The organism is Klebsiella planticola ATCC 33531 (assembly GCF_000735435.1).
GTDB classification, from domain to species: Bacteria; Pseudomonadota; Gammaproteobacteria; order Enterobacterales; family Enterobacteriaceae; genus Klebsiella; species Klebsiella planticola.
On the sequence record NZ_JMPP01000006.1, the window covers coordinates 70855 to 88610 of the forward strand.

Annotated in this window: 13 protein-coding genes; 8 read left to right on the top strand and 5 right to left on the bottom strand. The window is 55.3% G+C overall.

Annotated elements, in window-relative coordinates:
• Both tamB and tamA read right to left on the bottom strand, forming a co-directional pair.
• The gene (gene tamB, locus GRPL_RS23260; RefSeq protein ID WP_032698314.1) at positions 1-3777 is read right to left on the bottom strand and encodes an autotransporter assembly complex protein TamB; all 3777 of its coding nucleotides are present in this window, start codon (positions 3775-3777) and stop codon (positions 1-3) included.
• On the bottom strand, positions 3774-5507 hold the full coding sequence (gene tamA, locus GRPL_RS23255) for an autotransporter assembly complex protein TamA (protein WP_032689803.1): 1734 nt from the start codon (positions 5505-5507) through the stop codon (positions 3774-3776). Before tamA ends, tamB begins: the two co-directional genes overlap by 4 nt.
• 209 nt (positions 5508-5716) lie before the next feature.
• On the opposite strand from tamA, the gene msrA reads away from it, so the two are divergent.
• The 5 genes from msrA (at position 5717) to araC (ending at position 12233) form a co-directional block, all read left to right on the top strand.
• Positions 5717-6355, top strand: coding sequence for a peptide-methionine (S)-S-oxide reductase MsrA (msrA, locus tag GRPL_RS23250; protein WP_032689804.1), 639 nt, complete (start codon positions 5717-5719; stop codon positions 6353-6355).
• 172 nt (positions 6356-6527) lie between these two features.
• Complete coding sequence (paeA, locus tag GRPL_RS23245) at positions 6528-7871, top strand: polyamine export protein PaeA (protein WP_032689805.1); 1344 nt, start codon at positions 6528-6530, stop codon at positions 7869-7871.
• A gap of 198 nt (positions 7872-8069) precedes the next feature.
• Positions 8070-9302, top strand: a complete 1233-nt coding sequence (locus GRPL_RS23240; RefSeq protein WP_032689806.1) for an oligosaccharide MFS transporter — start codon at positions 8070-8072, stop codon at positions 9300-9302.
• Positions 9303-9320: 18 nt separating this feature from the next.
• Positions 9321-11330: a beta-galactosidase gene (locus GRPL_RS23235; protein WP_032698315.1), complete on the top strand. Its 2010-nt coding sequence runs from the start codon at positions 9321-9323 to the stop codon at positions 11328-11330.
• Positions 11331-11360: 30 nt separating this feature from the next.
• Positions 11361-12233: an arabinose operon transcriptional regulator AraC gene (gene araC / locus GRPL_RS23230; RefSeq protein ID WP_032689808.1), complete on the top strand. Its 873-nt coding sequence runs from the start codon at positions 11361-11363 to the stop codon at positions 12231-12233.
• A 65-nt stretch (positions 12234-12298) separates the two neighbouring features.
• On the opposite strand, the gene GRPL_RS23225 is transcribed toward araC, so the two are convergent.
• A complete protein-coding gene (locus GRPL_RS23225) occupies positions 12299-12505 on the bottom strand; it encodes a DUF1107 domain-containing protein (protein ID WP_004857160.1) in 207 nt (68 codons plus the stop codon).
• Positions 12506-12824: 319 nt separating this feature from the next.
• Here GRPL_RS23225 and GRPL_RS23220 point away from each other — a divergent pair, with 319 nt between their 5' ends.
• Positions 12825-13382 carry a YtfJ family protein gene (locus GRPL_RS23220; RefSeq protein ID WP_032689809.1) on the top strand — a complete coding sequence of 186 codons (558 nt, stop codon included), beginning with the start codon at positions 12825-12827 and terminating at the stop codon, positions 13380-13382.
• On the opposite strand, the gene cysQ is transcribed toward GRPL_RS23220, so the two are convergent.
• Positions 13372-14115, bottom strand: coding sequence for a 3'(2'),5'-bisphosphate nucleotidase CysQ (gene cysQ, locus GRPL_RS23215; protein ID WP_032689810.1), 744 nt, complete (start codon positions 14113-14115; stop codon positions 13372-13374). The two genes, GRPL_RS23220 and cysQ, sit on opposite strands and share 11 nt — an antisense overlap.
• Positions 14116-14304: 189 nt before the next feature.
• On the opposite strand from cysQ, the gene GRPL_RS23210 reads away from it, so the two are divergent.
• Positions 14305-16248 carry a bifunctional 2',3'-cyclic-nucleotide 2'-phosphodiesterase/3'-nucleotidase gene (locus GRPL_RS23210; RefSeq protein WP_032698317.1) on the top strand — a complete coding sequence of 648 codons (1944 nt, stop codon included), beginning with the start codon at positions 14305-14307 and terminating at the stop codon, positions 16246-16248.
• 108 nt (positions 16249-16356) lie between these two features.
• Here the strand turns inward: GRPL_RS23210 and GRPL_RS23205 are convergent, their stop codons facing one another.
• The gene (locus tag GRPL_RS23205) at positions 16357-16737 is read right to left on the bottom strand and encodes a winged helix-turn-helix transcriptional regulator (protein WP_181890673.1); all 381 of its coding nucleotides are present in this window, start codon (positions 16735-16737) and stop codon (positions 16357-16359) included.
• A gap of 90 nt (positions 16738-16827) precedes the next feature.
• Between GRPL_RS23205 and GRPL_RS23200 the strand changes: the two genes are divergently transcribed.
• Complete coding sequence (locus tag GRPL_RS23200) at positions 16828-17676, top strand: SDR family oxidoreductase (RefSeq protein WP_032698318.1); 849 nt, start codon at positions 16828-16830, stop codon at positions 17674-17676.
• Positions 17677-17756: the final 80 nt, after the last annotated feature.

Consider the following 17756-nt stretch of genomic DNA (forward strand, 5'->3'; position numbering starts at 1 on the left):
CTAAAACTCAAACTGATAGAGCAAATCGAGAGCCTGGTCTACGCCAGACACCGCTTCCATATATAGCTTAGGCATCAGGCGATAGCGTAACGTCAACGTCGCCAGGGAATCAAAGATCCCTACCCCATATTTTACCTGCAGACCTGGCAGTACATAGCCGCTGACCACCACCTGGGAGGAGTCGCCCACTCCCTCGGTATCCAGCGCCAGATTGCTTACGCCAAACGTCTCGCCGATTTTACCCACAACCTGACCACTTTGTGCAACCCCCATACCAATAAGCATTGACGTCATTGCGGCACTATCGCTCTGTCCGCTGCTTAAACCCTGCCCTCGCAGCAGGTAAGAAAGCGCTTCTTGCTGCGACATGACCGGGTCAGAGAAAATCTCCGCTTTCGGCTGATCGGCCGAGCCGGTGACGCGAACGCCAGCGATCACGTCGTCTTCTGTCGCATCCGGGTTGCGAATTGCTTCGATATTCAACAACGGCTGATCCGGCGGACCGGAGAACAGCAGCTCGCCTTTACGTACGATCAGGTCCTGACCGTAGGCATGGAAGCGACCTTCCGGGATATTAATCTGCCCGTTCAGTCCCAGCCCCTGTTTATCCTGAGCCACTTTCAAATCGCCGGTCAGACGCGCTTTCAGGCCGAAGGCGCTCAGACGAACGTTGTTACCAACGTGAATCGTCAGGTTGCTGTTGATGGGAATACCGGCGCTCTGCTGCTTAATCGGCTGCAGATTTTTATCCAGCATCACTTCGTCAGACGAGACCCCAACGGCACTTTCCGGCACATCGTTGACGACGATACGCGCCCACGGAACGTCAACGCTGCCATCAAGGCTAAACAAGCTCGGGGTAGCGGTAAAGACCACATCCGGCGAAACATCCAGCCTTACCATCGGCGGCACGGTAATACGAACCCGGCTGCCTTTGGCCGCCACCTGCGCGCGCCAGTTGTCAATCTGGGTCCAGTCGGCGTTACCGCTCAGACTGATTTGGCCCTGTTTGGTATTCACGGTGCCCTGCAGCGTTGAGCGGGTGCCGTTGAAGTTCATCACCAGCTGGCTCGGCTGCATATCAAACGGCATAAAGTTACCGTCAATATCGATACCGCCCAACTGCATCTGGCCAAACAGCTGCGGGCTTTGCAGATCGCCGCCGAGGCGCAGGTTCGCATTGAGCTTCCCTTCCGCCTTCTCGCCGCGGGCGAAGATCGGGTTAATCATCGCCAGCGAGAAGTTGTTGATATTCACATTACCGCCGAGGTTGCGGCGCCCCTGCGGGTCGGTAATCTGCACCTGCCCGTCCAGCTGACCGTTGTTGGTCAGGCGAATCAGCCAACCGAGCTGCGCACGGTTGTTATGCAGCTCCGCCGTCAGGTTCAACGTATCGAAGGCCACCGGCAGCGGCGCATCGTTGACCATCTGGGTGACTTTGACATTGCGACCGTTCAGCGTCACTTTACCCTGCGGCAGCCCCTCTTTGGTGGTGTCCCAGCTGACATCCGCATTGCCGCTGAATACGCCGCTGGCCTGGGTCGCCTCCGGCATAAACGGCTTCAGCATCGCCAGATCAAAGCGGTTCAGATTCACCACTGCCCGTCCGCTGGCGCCGGCATCGATGGTCTGCGGCACGCACAGCTCGGCGTTCGGGTTAGTCCAGCAGTGTGGCCCGATACTGATTTTTTGTTCGCGATTACGGTAATCCAGCGCAATGTTGCGCGTCAGGGAAACCGGCCCTACCGGCGTCTGGAAGCGGGTATTGCTCAGCGCCCCTTTCCAGCGTTCCTCTTTACGATCGAAGCTCCCCGCCAGCGACAGCTGTCCGGAAACCGGATCGCCCTGCACTTTCAGCTGCAGGTCGTGTTGCTTCTCGTTCCCTTTGGCATTCAGCTGCACCAGGCTGATATTGACGCCCGGCTGGCTGATTCGGTCGACGCGCACATCAAGATTGCCGCCGATCTGGTCGCTGGACTTCACGTCACCCTTGACATTGACCTGAGCGACGGTCAGCTCCTGCCAGCGCAGCGCACGCGCGGTGATATCCGCCAGCAGCTGCGGCGCATCAACGGTGCCACGCACCTTCAACAGCCCTTTCGCCGTGCCGCCCAGCCCCGGCAACGCATTGTCCAGATTGGGGGCATCGATGGTGGCGTCCAGGTTCAGGTCTTTAACCCCCAGTTCTCCCTTCACCTCGGCGCTGTTCTTACCCAACGCCAGGTGCAGACCGGGGATTTTCCACTGCATGTAGCTGTTACCCTGCAGTGAGCCGCTGACATCAACCTTGTTCTGCTTAACGTTACCGGTGATTTTCAGCTCCGGTACCGACATCTGCCAGCTCCCGCCGTACAGGCTACCCTGAGTTTTAATCATCCCGTTTAGCTTCGACGGCCAGTCCGGTACCTCTTTGGCGGTGTTGATGCCGTCGAGCGTTAGCTCGCCGCGCCAGCTGATAGCCTGCTGCCAGTCCAGCAGCGCTTTCAGTTCGGTTTTCCCCTCCAGCGCCGCAACGGTCAGCTTATCGAGGTTCACCTGCCGTTCGTTCCCTTTAGCATTGAGGGTGATTTTCGCCGGCGGCAGCGATTGCCCCTTCACCGCGGTACTGAACGCCATGGTGTAGTCGGTCATCTTGCCATTAAATTTCAGCAGTACATCGTCGGCCTGGAACTGTTTTTCGCCGCTGAACGGCCAGTACAGCTGTTTACTCTTCAGTTCCATATTCAGCGGCAGTCCGGCTTCCGCCAGCTGGGCATCGGCACGCAGCGTCATCGCCACGGAACCGGCTAAATCCACGCCGATCTGCAGCTTTTTACGCATTTCGCCGCCGACGGTCAGCTTCACCTTTTCGCCTTTCAGCGGATCGATGTTCAGCGTACTGTTGAGGGTGATGTCTACCGGCCAGTTATCCTGCAGTTGCGCGGTGCCTGCGGCATTGATCTTGCCCTGATCGGAATCGATATCCAGCGTATCCAGCTTCATGTGCCCGTCGATGCTGCTGACTTTCAGCAGCATGCTGTAGACGGTCATGTCGGTATCGCCAGTGACGCGCAGCTGCTCGCCGCGGAACGACTGGATATTCAGGTTTAACGGCAGATGAACGTCGGTCATCTCCGGCAGCACCGGCTGGGAGAACAACGCTTTCATCGTCTCGCCGAGCGGTTTTTCTTCCGGCTTCGGATGGTCTATCTTCGGTTCAACCACCTGCTCCTGCGCCACTTTCGCCACTTTCGGCAACGCGATAAGCAGCCCCTGCAGCGAGGTTGGCGTCAGGGTCAGATTCTTCTCCTGCCAGTTCAGGCCGGTGGAGAAGTCCCGCACCGAAACGGCGGTATTATCAATTTTGACATTCACGTTTTGCAGCGCGATGCGGCTCAGCGTAACAGGGTACGGCGTCGAAAGATTCAGCGGCCCCGTGTCCTCTTCTTCTACCGGCGCAGAAGGCGGCATCTTACTGGTGTCGATCGCCACGTAGATATCGCGCAGCGAAATATCGTTCACGCACAGGCTGCTATCCCACAGGCACTGTAGCTTGACCGCCAGATGGAACTGACCGGCCGTAACCGCGACGCCCGGCTGGGCAAAGCGCACGTTTTGCAGCGTCAGGTCACGCCAGCCGCCGGTCACCTTGCCGATTTCCAGACCCGGGACCCAGCGGTCCGCCGCCTTCAGTACCAGATGCAGGCCGCTGGTCGTGCCGACCAGGAACGCGACCGTCCCCAGTAGCAGAACCAAAAAGATCAGTACCCCGAGGCTTATCTTCTTCCATAAACTCATAATTCAGGCCCCAGACCGATGTAAAACTGTAAACCGTGTTCGTCTTTATCGCCGACCGGCGCGGCAATATCCAGCTTGATCGGGCCAACCGGCGACTGCCAGCGCACGCCGACGCCGGCGCCGGTTTTAAAATCGCTTTTGCGGATGTCGCTCACCGCTTCGCCGCTGTCGACGAAGACTGCGCCCCACCATTTTCCGCTGACGTTGTACTGATACTCCAGCGAACCTGTCGCCAGCTTCGAGGCCCCCATCAGTTTGCCATCGTCATCCTTCGGTGAGATCGATTTGTATTTATAGCCGCGAATACTGCGGTCGCCACCGGCGAAGAAACGCAGATCCGGCGGGACTTTGTTGAAGTCATCGGCTTCAATCCAGCCGAGGTTGCCGCGCACCACAAAGCGATGGCGGTCGTAGAGCGTGCGGATCCATACATCCTGCGCCTGGGCGACGATGAAGTTAATATCCGAGCCCCACATGGTGTTGGAGTAGTCCAGCGAATAGCGCTGGGAGTCGCCCCAGGTCGGCATCAGCCCCCCCCGGGAGCGGGTACGGTTTACCGACACCCCGGGATAGATAAGCATCGTGGTGTTAGTGACGTTGGCCTGGGTAAAGTGGTCAAGGCTCCAGCGCAGATTCAGCGCGCGCTGCCAGCCGCTCGACATTTCCCAAAAACGTGATACCGCAAGGGTCGTTGAGTCGGCTTTCGTATCATTGAGGTCCGTACGCTTAAAACCGCCCTGCATCAGGTAGTATTGCTCCAGCGGGCTTTTTAACAGCGGCACCTTATAGCTGAAATCAAGCTGCTGTTCAGGGGCGGAGAGGCTGAGGCTGGAAGTCAGGCTATGCCCGTAGGAGTTCATCCACGGCTTTTTCCACGTCCCTTTGACGCGCGGCCCGACATCGGTTGAGTAGCCGACCCCGGTTTCCACGGTATTCTCTTTACGCGGGGAGACCACGCCCTGCAAAGGCAGAACTTTGGTCTGGCGGGACTTTTCAAACTGCGGCGCCACTACGACGGAGCTGAACCAGCCGGTTGCCGCCAGGCGGCGGTTAAGTTCGGCGAGATCCTGCGAGGTGTAGTAGTCGCCCTGCTTGAACGGTACCAGGTTTTGCAGATATTCATCGCGAATTTGCGAGCCTTCAAAAGTGACCGGACCAAAGCGGTAGCGCTCGCCGCTGTTGTAGTCGATATCCCAGAAGGCCTGATGACGCTCGAGAGAAACCCCAAGTTGGCTTTTGATGAATTCGCTGTCAAAGTAGCCCTTACGCAGCGCAACGTGGGTGAGCGAGCTCTTGAAGCTGTCATAATCGCCATGATCCAGGACGGTGCCGATAGCCGGGCGCTTTTTTAACAAATCCAGATAGTCACGGTCGGTGCGCGCACCGCCTCGCAGGATGACTTCCGTGCCGCCAATACGTACCGGTTCACCTGGCGTGACTTTGGCAATCAGCACCTGCCGGCCTTTTTTCGGCGGCGGACGGAGGTCGAAAACGATTGTCGGTTCGTAGTATCCCAGGGCCTTCAACCCTTCGCGAATCGCATCATCGACGCGCGCACGAAAGCGGCGATCCGGCGTCACTTCGTCGCTCTGGATCGTAGAAAGTTGAGCTCGGACGTTTTTTTCCAGCTCTCCGGATAACCCCTCAACCTGCAAACGCACGCTCGCGGCGCTAGCGACCCCGCTGACCAGCAAAAGGCTGGTGATACATAACTGGCGGATTTGTAGCACGTTTTCTCCTGAATATCCTTGTTTCCCCCCGAAGGAAACGAAAGCGCCGTTCCACGGCTTAATAAAACCCCAACAACTTAGGGTTGAAAAAGAAACGCTAAACCAAATAATTCTTATGTTTAAATCTAGACGTATCGGGCATGTTTATTGTGTAAAAAGACACGCTTCGTTACAACCTTAACCACGACTTATGTTTTGAGAGGCCAACCGTGAGTCTATTTGATAAAACGCATCTTGTCGCCCAGGCGGATGCGCTGCCAGGACGCAACACCCCTATGCCAGTGGCAACACTCCACGCTGTCAATGGCCACTCCATGACCAATGTCCCGGACGGGATGGAAGTTGCCCTGTTCGCGATGGGCTGTTTCTGGGGCGTTGAGCGTCTGTTCTGGCAGTTGCCTGGCGTCTACAGCACCGCGGCGGGCTATACCGGCGGCTATACGCCGAACCCGACCTACCGTGAAGTCTGTACCGGTGACACCGGCCATGCCGAAGCCGTACGCATTGTGTACGATCCGCAGGTCATCAGCTACGCGCAGCTGCTGCAGGTTTTCTGGGAGAACCACGATCCGGCCCAGGGTATGCAGCAGGGCAATGACCATGGCACCCAGTATCGCTCCGCCATCTATCCGCTGACTCCAGAACAGGATGAGGCGGCGAAGGCCAGTCTGGCACGTTTCCAGGCCGCAATGCGCGACGCCAACGACACGCGCGCAATTACCACGGAAATTGCTCCGGCGAAGCCGTTTTACTACGCCGAGGACGATCATCAGCAGTACCTGCACAAAAATCCGTACGGCTACTGCGGTATCGGAGGCATTGGCGTCTGTCTGCCCCCACAGGCATAATAGCGTTTATCACTGAGGTGAATAATTAACGCTCTGGCGGCTTTACAGTCGCTTACGCTATACTACCCTGTGTTATAGCCGGTCCAGAGCCTTCGGACCGGTTTTTTATGTATTCCACTATAGAGTTATCAACTTCCCTTCCGAGGATCTGGCCTCAACGGCTGGATAAACTATGTTAAATAGTATTTTAGTTATTCTTTGTCTGATCGCTGTCAGTGCGTTTTTTTCGATATCGGAGATCTCGCTGGCAGCTTCACGTAAGATCAAACTCAAACTGCTGGCCGATGACGGCAACGTGAACGCCCAACGCGTTCTCAAAATGCAGGAAAACCCGGGCACATTCTTTACCGTCGTACAGATCGGCCTCAACGCCGTCGCCATTCTTGGTGGTATCGTCGGTGATGCGGCATTCTCGCCGGCGTTTCACAGCCTGCTGAGCCAGTACATGTCAGCTGAGCTTTCAGAGCAATTGAGCTTTATCATCTCCTTTACCCTGGTCACCAGCCTGTTCATTCTGTTCGCTGACCTGACCCCGAAACGCATCGGTATGATTGCGCCAGAAGCCGTTGCTTTGCGTATCATCAACCCGATGCGCTTCTGCCTGCTGGTCTTCCGCCCGCTGGTGTGGCTGTTCAACGGCATGGCTAACAACATCTTCCGCCTGTTCAAAATACCGATGGTGCGTAAAGACGATATTACTTCCGACGACATTTACGCCGTGGTAGAAGCCGGCGCGCTGGCCGGGGTGCTGCGTAAGCAGGAACATGAGCTGATTGAGAACGTTTTCGAGCTGGAGTCGCGTACCGTTCCGTCGTCCATGACCTCGCGTGAAAACATCATCTGGTTCGATCTGCACGAAGACGAGCAGAGCCTGAAGAACAAGGTGGCGGAACACCCGCACTCCAAATTCCTGGTCTGTAACGAAGATATCGACCACATCATCGGCTACGTGGACTCTAAAGATCTGCTTAATCGCGTGCTGGCGAACCAAAGCCTGGTGCTGACCGGCGGCGTACAGATTCGCAATACGTTGATTGTTCCGGATACGCTGACGCTCTCTGAAGCGCTGGAAAGCTTTAAAACCGCCGGGGAAGACTTCGCGGTAATCATGAACGAATATGCGCTGGTGGTGGGGATTATCACCCTCAACGACGTCATGACTACTCTGATGGGCGATCTGGTCGGCCAGGGACTGGAAGAGCAAATTGTCGCTCGCGATGAGAACTCATGGCTGATTGATGGCGGTACGCCGATTGACGACGTCATGCGCGTGCTGGATATCGACGAATTCCCGCAGTCCGGCAACTACGAGACCATCGGCGGCTTTATGATGTTTATGCTGCGTAAGATCCCGAAACGCACCGATGCGGTGAAATTCTCCGGCTATAAATTCGAGGTGGTGGATATCGACAACTACCGGATTGACCAGCTGCTGGTAACCCGCATCGACAACAAACCGACCGTGCTGGTACCGAAACAGCCGGACGCCGTGAATAGCGATAAAGAGCCGGCGTAAAGTATTGGGTCGAACATAAAAGGCGGATGAAAACTCCGCCTTTTTTATTGTCCGAATGTGAGGCGGCTCACGCCCCTCAGGCGATAGCAGATTTTTACTGTTCCATAGCGAAACTTTCATGACTCCCCTCCGCGCAAAAAGGTAACTTTGCTCGCGTCTACACGATCATATTCCTGTTCAACGGGAGCGAGGATTACCATGATTGAATCAAATAAGAATTACTATATAAGCTGTCTGTTCTTCCTGTTCTTCTTTATTGGCTGGGGATGCTGCTATCCTTATTTATCACTGTGGTTAACGGAAACCATCGGCATTAATTACACTGATGTCGGCCTGGTTTATTCCTTTACTGCGATTATTGCCGTTTGCGTTCAGCCATTATTCGGTTTCATCTCCGACAAACTGGTCTATCGTAAAAACCTCATGTGGTTGCTGGCAATTATTATCACTTTATTTGCCCCCTACTGGATTTACGTCTTTGCGCCATTATTAAAAATTAACGTTTTTCTCGGGGCGCTGGCTGGTGGCATCTATATTGGTATGGCCTATGGCGCTGGTTGCGGTATTTGCGAAGCCTATATTGATAAAGTCAGTCGCGCTTCCGGGTTTGAGTTTGGCCGCGCCAGAATGTTTGGCGGTATTGGCGCGGCTATCGGTACCTTTGCGGCAGGTAAGCTCTACGGGATCGATCAGAATATGATTTTCTGGTTGGCCAGCTGCGCGGGAGCTTGCCTGCTGGTGATTGTCTGGAAAATGCAGATTAGCGCGGATAAACAGGGCGCGATGCCGGGCGGGAAAGCTTCGCCGGTCACCTTAAGCGACGCCACATCGCTGCTGAAAATGAAGAAATTCTGGTTCTTCGCCATCTATATGATTGGCGTCGGCGCGGTATATGAAACCTACGACCAGCAGTTCGCTATCTATTACAGCCACTTCTTTGAGAGCAAAGCGCGCGGCGCGGAGGTCTTCGGCTATTTAACCACCGGTCAGATTTTCCTTGATGCGGTCGTGATGTTTTTTGCCCCATGGTTCGTGAATAAAATCGGCCCGAAAAATGCTCTGCTGTACTGCGGGATGATTATGAGCCTGCGCATTATCGGTTCAGCCTGGGCAGTGGGGCCGGTATCCATTAGCCTGATTAAACTACTGCACGGTTTTGAAAGCTCGGTGCTGCTGGTTGCTGCATTAAAATATATCTTCGCCAATTTCAACCCGATGCTTTCCGCCACCGTTTACTTAATTGGCTTCCAGTTCTCTAAAAGCTTTAGCTCTATTTTTCTTTCTACCGGCATCGGCCATATGTACCAGAGCATGGGCTTTACCAGCAGCTATATCGTTCTCGGCAGTATCGCCCTGTGCTTTACGCTGATTTCATTTATTACGCTGGACAAAGCGCGCACTTTTTCCCCGCAGCCGGCACCCGTGCATTAATTCAAGGAGGTAACCTGTATGTCTGATTTATTTTATGGCGTGGCGTATTACGATGAATATATGCCGGAAGACCGGTTAGCGAAAGATATCGCCTTAATGCGCGAAACGGGCATTAACGTGGTGCGGATTGCCGAATCGACCTGGAGTACGCTGGAGCCTCAGGAAGGCGAGTATAACTTCTACCATATCGACCGGGTGCTGGACGCTATGCATGAAGCGGGGATCGCGGTGATTATCGGCACGCCGACTTACGCCGTCCCGGCCTGGCTGGCGGCTAAACATCCGGACATTCTGGTCACCACCGTCGACGGACAGCAAAAATATGGTCCGCGGCAAATCATGGATATCGTCAACCCGACCTTTCGCCGCTACGCCGAAAAGATTATCCGCACTCTGATGGCGCACGTGCAGCACCATCCGGCGATTATTGGCTGGCAGCTGGATAACGAAACCAAGCATTACGATAATATCGGCCGCTATATGCAGGAAGGTTTTGTGCGCAGCCTGCGGGAACAATATCCCGATCTCGCCCGGTTGAATAAAGATTTTGGTCTGGACTACTGGAGCAACCGCATCGATAGCTGGCAGGATTTTCCGCCGGTCGAAAATACCATTAACGCCAGCCTCGCCTGCGCGTTCTCCCGCTACCAGCGCCAGCAGGTGACCGAGTACCTCGCCTGGCAGGCGGACATCGTACGTGAATATGCCCAGCCGCATCAGTTCGTCACCCACAACTTCGATTTTGAATGGCGCGGCTACTCCTATGGCGTGCAGCCGCGAGTCGACCATTTTGCGGCGGCGCAGGCGCTGGATATTGCCGGTGTCGATATCTATCACCCGAGTCAGAAGCACCTGACCGGGCGGGAAATCGCCTTTGGCGGCGCTATTACCCGTTCGCTCAGGCAGGGTAAGAACTACTTCGTACTGGAAACCCAGGCGCAGGGCTTCACCCAGTGGACGCCTTTTCCGGGACAGCTGCGTCTGCAGGCCTTTAGCCACGTGGCCTCAGGTGCGGCGATGGTCTCCTACTGGCACTGGCATTCGATTCATAACTCGTTCGAGACCTACTGGAAGGGGCTGTTAAGCCACGACTTCTCGCGCAATGCGACCTGGCAGGAGGCGACCACTATCGGGGCTGACTTCGCCCGCCTGTCGCCGCAGCTGGCGGAGCTGAAAGCAGAAAACGACGTCGCGCTGCTGGTGAGCAATGAAGCAATGGACGCCCTCAATCAGTTCCGCCCCGGCGATACGCAGGGCAATATTTATAACGATATTTTTCGCCGCTTCCACGATGCGCTGTACGACCACAATATCAGTGTCGATATTATCCATGATGTTAATGAGGAAACCTCGCGCTACCGCGCGCTGATCGTGCCCGGACTTTACGCCGCTGATGATGGCCTGCTTACGCGCATCAATCGCTATATTGAACAAGGCGGCAGAGCGCTGATCGGCTTTAAATCGGGCTTTAGCGATGAAAACGTCAAGGTGCGAACCGGCGCCCAGCCGGGGATTTTGCGCGAGAGCTGCGGCGTGAGCTACAGCCAGTTCACCCTGCCGGAGGAGACCACGGTAAGTTCATGCCGCGCAGACATAGATTGCAGTAAAGACAATCAGGCCGAACTGTGGATGGAGCTGCTGACGCCGGACTCCACTACCCGCACGCTACTGCGCTATCAGCATCCGGCATGGAGCGAATATGCCGCCGCCACCGACGCAGATTACGGCCAGGGGCGGGCGATTTACGTAGGCTTCCTGCCGCAGAAAACGCTGGTTAGTCAGCTATTTGACGTCCTCACCTCTGGCCTGGATCTGCGCTCGCGCACGTCGGCGTACCGCTATCCGCTGGTGGTTAAACAGATGCGCAACCGTGACGGCAACCGCATCCACTTCCTGTTCAACTACTCCGGCGAGCCGCTGGAGTTCATCAGCGAGACATCAGGCAACGCGCTGTTGAGCGGGGATGAGGTAAGCTGCGGCCAGCCGTTGCGTCTCAAGGCATGGGAATTTAGTATCATCGAAAGTTAACCGGACAGCGGCGTTCAGGCGGGAGAAACGATGGAACTGGATATCAATGAGCTACTGAACTTCTCGCCATTGATGAAGACCTTTACCTTCAACGCCTGGGTCGTCGCCGGCTTTACCCCCATCACCCGCGGGTCAAAGCTGGACTACTACATTAACCGCCCGCAGGGGATGAAAGGTTACATCATCAATCTGACTCTGCGCGGCCAGGCGCGCGCGAAAGCGGGCGATGGCTCCCTTCTGTTTCGTGCAAACGATCTGCTGCTCTTCCCGCCCGGCGTTCCCCACCATTACGGGCGGGATGAACACAGCGAGCACTGGGATCATTTATGGATCTACTTTATCCCCCGGCCCTACTGGATAGACTGGCTGAAATGGGATCAAACGAGCCACGGCATTGGCAAAACAACGGTCAACGATCCTGAACAGTTGCAAAATCTGCGCGATCTTTTCTATGAAGTCATCCGCCATCATTCCGCTTCCGCCCCGCTTTCTGAAGCGCTGGCGATGAATGCGCTGGAGCGCCTGATCCTGAGCTGCTTTCAGCGACAGCCGATCAGCAATCGCCACGCTCACGATCCGCGGATTAACGCCATATGTGACTATCTTAACGAGCATATTGCTCAGGAGATTAAAATTGAAAACCTGGCAGCGATGGTTTTTATCTCGCCTTCACGGCTGGCGCATCTGTTTAAAAATGAGCTGGGGCAAACGGTATACGCCTGGCGCGAGGCGCAACGCATTAACCGCGCACGATGGCTGATCCAGAGTACTTCCCTGCCGCTTAATAAAATCGCCCTGTCGGTCGGTTACGCAGACCCGGTCTACTTCACGCGTATTTTCCGCAAACACAACGGCATTCCGCCGGGCGAGTACCGTAAACGCTATGCGGAAATGAAGGGATAGGCCAGAAACATCAACGGCTCCATCAGGAGCCGTTTTTTTACCGCATAGCTATATCGTTATTCAGGTTAAGCCATCTCTGTTTGCAGACGCAGAACCTGACGATTGACTTCAGACATCACAGACAAATGCTGCTTGTCTTTAACCTTCGGGATAAGGATTTTGCCCTTATCAAACTCAAAAGCGCCAACATCCTTGATGTATAACCGTCCACGGAACAGGATCTTCACGTACTTCGCCACTTGTAGCGGATTGTAGCGTTGGAAAATTTTCATTGTTGTCTCCTGCCAGGGTTACGCTCTTGTGGTGCCACACTTGGCCCACGATTCGGGAGCGCAAATTTTAATGCCCTGAAACTATAGTCCAGAACTTCTGTAATACCCAGCATGCATAAGTTTATTTACCTTTTGATGACAATAATTAAGAACTTTCTTTTCAAACATACGTAGAAGTTAGTATAAGTCGCCGATTTCCTTCGAATATGTGCGTTAACACGCAAACTGGCACCCTGATTGCGTGTAATGCCGGGGAATCGCACTTATGCTTAAACGAGACCAAGTGGTCGGATCACCTGCATAAAAATAAGGACTCATCATGACCCTACGTAAGCTACTGGCGGTTTCCTGCCTCCTGTTCCCGCTGATGGCCTCAGCGCATAATTTTGTCGATGGCCAGCGCGTCGCGCCGGTTGGCATTGCCGACCGGGGAGAATTAATTCTGGATAATGATAAGTTTAGCTATAAAAACTGGAATAGCTCGCAGCTGGCAGGAAAAGTTCGCGTGGTGCAGCACATCGCCGGACGCACGTCGGCAAAAGAGAAAAATGCCACTCTGATAGAGGCAATTAAGGCCGCTAAATTCCCGCACGACCGTTACCAGACCACCACCATCGTGAATACCGATGACGCCATTCCGGGTTCCGGCATGTTCGTACGTAGCAGCATTGAGAGCAACAAACAGCTCTACCCCTGGTCGCAGTTTATTGTCGACAGCAACGGCCTGGCCCGTAAAGCCTGGCAGCTGCAGGAGGAGAGTTCAGCGATTGTGGTGCTGGATAAAGACGGTCGCGTTCAGTGGGCCAAAGATGGCGCGCTCACGCAGGATGAAGTGCAGCAGGTGGTCGCCCTGCTGCACAAACTGCTTAGTAAATAGAGACCCGGAAGCCGGGGTTCAGGAAAGATTCACGCGGGGTATAGTCCAGAGTACGCCCCTGCCAGTCGTGAACGTGCGCCCCGGCAGCTACCGCAACGGCATGGCCAGCGGCGGTATCCCAGGTGCTGGTCGGCCCAAAGCGCGGATAAAGCTGGGCCTGACCTTCCGCCACCAGGCAGAATTTCAGCGACGAACCGATCGAGGTGGTCTGATGCTCGCCAATATGTTCCAGGTACTCCTGCAGTTCCGGATCGTTGCCGTGGGAGCGACTGATAACCACCAGCGGCGGTCGGGCATCCCGCACCTGAATCTGCTTGCGCATGCCGCATTCCTCTTTCCACGCCTTTCCGCCTTCGGCGCTATACAGCACCTTTAAGACCGGCGCGTAAACCACGCCAAGGACCGGTTTTCCTTTTTCAATCAAGGCAATATTGACGGTAAATTCACCGTTACGTTTAATAAATTCTTTGGTGCCGTCCAGCGGATCCACCAGCCAGTAGCGTTGCCAGTGCTGCCGCACCTCCCATCCGGGGGGATCTTCTTCAGAGAGCACCGGGATATCGGGCGTCAGCGCCAGCAGGCCGTGCATAATCACCTTGTGCGCGGCGAGGTCTGCCGCGGTGACCGGAGAATCATCCTTCTTGCTGGCAACGTCCATCGGCTGCTTTCCATCATAGACTTCCATGATGGCATCACCTGCAATCCGTGCAAGTTGACATACTTGTTCTAACATTCTCCACCTCATCTGGTTACAGTGGCGTTAACTCGTTGTTTTAGTTATATCGCATCGCTGCGAGTTCCGCTATCTGTGATAACGATGGCGGTTTCATGAGCCAGTTTTCGGCATGATTCACATTTCTGTAAGCAACAGGATGTACATACATTTTCTTCTGTGTCATTGCTCATAAAAAGGACGCCTCTGATGATTAAGTTTAGCGCAACGTTACTGGCCACGCTGATTGCCGCCAGCGTGAACGCCGCGACGGTCGATTTGCGAATTATGGAAACCACCGATTTGCACAGCAATATGATGGATTTCGACTACTACAAAGACGCCGCAACGGAAAAATTTGGCCTCGTGCGCACCGCTACACTGATTGAAAAAGCCCGCCAGGAAGTCAAAAACAGCGTGCTGGTCGATAACGGCGATGTCATTCAGGGAAGTCCGCTGGGTGACTATATGGCTGCCAAAGGGCTCAACAGCGGTGATGTCCACCCGGTGTATAAGGCGATGAATACGCTGGATTACGCGGTAGGTAACCTCGGCAATCACGAGTTCAACTACGGCCTTGAGTTCCTGCACAAGGCGCTCGCCGGGGCGAAATTTCCCTACGTAAACGCCAATATTATCGATACCAAAACCGGTAAACCGATGTTTACGCCGTATCTGATTAAAGAGACGACGGTGCAGGATCGCGACGGCAAAACGCAGACGCTGCGTATCGGCTATATCGGTTTTGTGCCGCCGCAAATCATGACCTGGGATAAAGCCAATCTCAGCGGCAAAGTGACCGTCAACGATATCACTGAAACCGCGCGTCAGTATGTGCCGGAAATGCGTGAAAAAGGCGCAGATGTGGTGGTGGTGGTCGCACATTCGGGACTATCTGCCGATCCTTACCACGCGATGGCGGAAAATTCGGTGTACTACCTCAGCCAGGTGCCCGGCGTGGATGCCATTATGTTCGGCCACGCCCATGCGGTGTTCCCGGGGAAAGATTTTGCCGGCATTCAGGGTGCGGATATCGACAAAGGCACCCTGAACGGCATCCCGGCCGTGATGCCCGGTATGTGGGGTGACCACCTTGGCGTTGTCGATCTGGTGCTGAATAACGATGCCGGTCAATGGCGGGTCGCTCAGGCCAAAGCCGAGGCGCGCCCTGTCTATGACGCCGTGGCGAAAAAATCCCTGGCGGCGGAAGATACGCGGATGGTGCAGGTACTGAAAGCCGATCATGACGCCACCCGCGAGTTCGTCAGCAAGCCCATCGGCCAGTCTTCAGACAACATGTACAGCTACCTGGCACTGGTCCAGGACGACCCCACCGTGCAGGTCGTGAACATGGCGCAGAAGGCCTATGTTGAACACTTTATCCAGGGCGACCCGGATCTGGCGAAGCTGCCGGTGCTTTCCGCCGCCGCGCCGTTTAAAGTCGGCGGCCGTAAAAACGACCCTGCCAGCTTCGTTGAGGTGGAAAAAGGCCAGCTCACCTTCCGCAATGCCGCCGACCTGTATCTCTATCCCAATACCCTGGTGGTGATGAAGGTGAGCGGTAAAGAGGTGAAAGAGTGGCTGGAGTGCTCCGCCGGGCAGTTTAATCAGATTGACCCCAGCAGCAGCAAACCGCAGTCGTTAATCAACTGGGACGGTTTCCGTACCTACAACTTTGATGTGATTGACGGCGTAAACTACCAGATTGACATCACCCAGCCGGCGCGCTACGACGGCGAGTGTCAGATGATTCACCCGCAGGCAGAACGAATTAAGGATCTGACCTTTAACGGTAAACCTGTTGACCCCAAAGCCACCTTCCTCGTCGCCACCAATAACTACCGCGCCTACGGCGGTAAATTTGCCGGAACCGGCGATAGCCACATTGCTTTTGCCTCCCCGGACGAGAACCGTTCGGTACTGGCGGCATGGATCGGCGCAGAGTCGAAAAAAGCGGGCGCTATCCACCCGGCCGTCGACAACAACTGGCGGCTGGCCCCGATTCATAGCCCAGCGCCGCTGGATATCCGCTTTGAAACCTCTCCGGGTGCAAAAGCCGCGGCATTTATTAAAGAGAAAGCACAGTACCCGATGCATCAGGTCGCTACCGACGATATCGGTTTTGCGATTTACCAGCTGGATTTGAGCCAATAACGAATTGCCTTCCCGCTCGCGCTGCGCTTAGCGGGGCGACAAAGCAGGGATACAACGCGCGGCGACAGGCTGGATCAGCGACTGCCGCCGCGATCCGGGCTTCTCCGGTCAGGCAACGTCCTGCTCGTGGTTTGCCAGAATCACGGGCAGATTCAGCTCAATCCAGTCGGCCAGCGCCGCCACTTTCTCACTGACCTGCTCACCGAGCGGGGTCAGACTATACTCTACGTGCGGCGGTACCACCGGATACGAAACCCGGTTGATAAAGCCATCCTGCTCCAGCGCCTGCAGCGACTGTGCCAGCATCTTTTCACTGACGCCGCCCATCTTGCGGCGTAAATCGCTGAAGCGATGGGTTCCCGTACGCAGCGCGATCAGGATTAACACTCCCCAGCGGCTGGTCACATGTTTCAGCACGTCACGTGACGGGCACTCTTCCACAAACAGATTACCGTCGCGCATCTGTTCGCTTAGCGTCGGATTCGCCATTTTCATACTTACCTTTTTGTACGTACTTACTAAAAGTTAGTTAAGATGTTAGCTTATCACAACTGTCACGCAACACGAAGGAGAATACTGATGATCGCGATTACCGGCGCCACCGGCCAGCTTGGCCACCTCGTCCTACAAAATCTGTTAAAAACCACGGCCGCCAGCCAGATTGTGGCCATTGTGCGTAACCCGGCAAAAGCCGAAGCGCTGAGCCAGCAGGGTATTGTGGTTCGCCAGGCCGATTATACCGACGAAGCGGCATTGACCGCCGCGCTGCAGGGCGTGGATAAACTGCTGCTGATCTCCTCCAGCGAAGTCGGTCAGCGTACCCCGCAGCACCGTAACGTCATTCATGCCGCCAAAGCCGCCGGGGTAAAATTTATCGCTTACACCAGCCTGCTGCATGCCGATAAATCCCCGCTTGGCCTGCACGTTGAGCATGTTGAAACCGAGAAAATGCTCGCCGAATCCGGTATCCCTTATGCTCTGCTGCGCAATGGCTGGTACACCGAGAACTATCTTGCCAGCGCGCCGCCGGCTCTTGAGCATGGCGTGTTTATCGGTGCTGCCGGTGACGGCAAAATCGCCTCGGCGACCCGCGCCGATTATGCCGAAGCCGCCGCACGCGTTATCGCGCAAGAGGGTCATGCCGGGAAAGTGTACGAGCTGGCCGGCGATGAAGCCTGGACCCTGAGCGAACTGGCTGCCGCGCTGAGCAAGCAGAGCGGTAAAAACGTGGTGTATCAGAACCTGAGCGAAGCCGACTTCGCCGCTGCGCTGAAGAGCGTTGGCCTGCCGGCAGGGCTGGCGGATATGCTCGCCGACTCGGATATCGGCGCGTCTAAAGGCGGTCTGTTTGACGACAGCCGTACCCTGAGCGCGTTGATTGGTCGCCCGACGACGCCGCTGGCTGAGAGCATCAAAGGCATTCTGTAACGGTTACAAAAAGGTTAATTTTTGTAGCTTCCCGGCGGGTCATCCCCAATAATAAAAGGATATCCGTCGGGAGAAACGCA